Origin of the sequence: Halococcus sp. AFM35, from assembly GCF_051195015.1 — an archaeon.
GTDB lineage: Archaea > Halobacteriota > Halobacteria > Halobacteriales > Halococcaceae > Halococcus.
In genome coordinates this window covers 1-1,551 of sequence record NZ_JBNTJU010000082.1, presented here as the reverse complement: position 1 = coordinate 1,551, position 1,551 = coordinate 1, and the positions used below count along the sequence as shown (strand labels likewise).

Sequence of the window (1,551 nt, the reverse complement as noted above, 5' to 3'; positions counted from 1 at the left end):
GGCCCTGCCAAGGAGTGTGTTGTTGAAGACGAACGTAGCTATTCTCGCTCAGTGAGATATTGACCTGAAACCTCGGCGTCGCTGCGCCGCAGCGACGCAACTCATCATATTCTTAGAAGTTGGTGCGGTAGTGAATGTAATGACAAGCATTCCCACCGCACCATCTGAATCGTTCGAGACCACACCTAATGAACCTTCACTCGTCGAAGATCCAGAGCCGGTCTGTGAGTGTGGGTCAGAGCGTGTGAACAAGCACGGAACCTACGGCAGGCACCCGCACGGGCGCGCGCCCGTGCGAGTGCAGCGGTATTGGTGTCTCATCTGTGGCGGGACGTTCTCGCCGAGTCTGTCCTTCATTGAGGACGATTACTGGTATCCCGACGAGGTCAGACGGCTGGTACGCGTCGTGAACGCGTTCACCGACGCGTCCCTCGAACGACTTCAGGACATCTGTACCGGTCATTTCTGTGTTCGACCATCTGACCAGCAGGTTCACAACTGGATCGCTGAGGACACCGGGGAGATCGTCGAAAACGATCTCCCCATGTATTCGGGTATCTACACCTATGACGAGCAATTTCTCTGGATTGATGGCAAACGCGAATACCGTCTGATTCTCTATGATGATCTGATGGGAGCACCCGTCGCCGAGCAAGCTGTCGACAGGTGCTCAAAGTCTACGGTCCGCGAGTTTCTCACCACCGCCCTCGAAGACAAACCCGTCTTCGTCGTTACGACGGATGGACGCTCCGATTATGCCGAGATCGTGGAAGACGATCTCGGCGCGTTTCACCACCGATGTCACTTCCATTTCCTGAAAAACGGTGAGAAGAAGCTCCGAAACAAGGTATTCCAGAGCGTTCGGTACTCGAACGCGGAGAAGCTTCACGCCGCGATTGTCTGGAGCGAGTTCAAGAGTGTGTTCGCGGCCCCGTCGTATGCGGCGGCTCTCCGGCGGTTTGAGGCAGTGCTCGATAAAATCGAGCACCTGCCGCCAGCGGTCCGGACCTACGTCAAAGAGGTGATGGAGAACTTCGACAAATTCGCGGTCCATCTCCGGGATGAGTGGGTGCCAAGTACGACGAACAACGCCGAACGGTACTTCAGCCACACGAAACCGACGCAGGTGAAGCGTCGGTTTCGGTCGCGTGAGAGAGTCCACTCGTTCCTGAAGACACAGATGATCGTGCGGACAGTGAAACACGGATTCATCTCACAGGAGGCATCGCTCGCGCGAATGCGCGAGCTTTTCCCGGACATCGAGATGGAGGCAGTAACTCCACTCTTCACCGAGACAAAGAAGCGGTATCTGTGGAGCCGCGATCTTGAAGCAGGCTAATCGGGAGAAGGAGACGCGCTGGCCGCTCCATTCGGAGCGGCTGCGCTATCATGGCATGAATATCACGTTCTAGAAATAATAGAAATAAACACAAACGGTTCTAATTACCTAACGAACCAGTCAAATGAGTCGCACCTAACCACGATACACATCAGCCAACTGTCTGTAAAGGCTCTGTCTCAGCACTCAGCAACACACACCTTGGCAGGGTC

1 protein-coding gene is annotated in these 1,551 nt (G+C 55.0%); it reads left to right on the top strand.

Translation table 11 applies throughout. From position 1 onward, the window contains the following. The first annotated feature begins 139 nt into the window (after nucleotides 1–139). Nucleotides 140–1,339, top strand: a complete 1,200-nt coding sequence (locus tag ACQUQO_RS18150; RefSeq protein WP_435080048.1) for a transposase — start codon at nucleotides 140–142, stop codon at nucleotides 1,337–1,339. Nucleotides 1,340–1,551 lie beyond the last annotated feature (212 nt).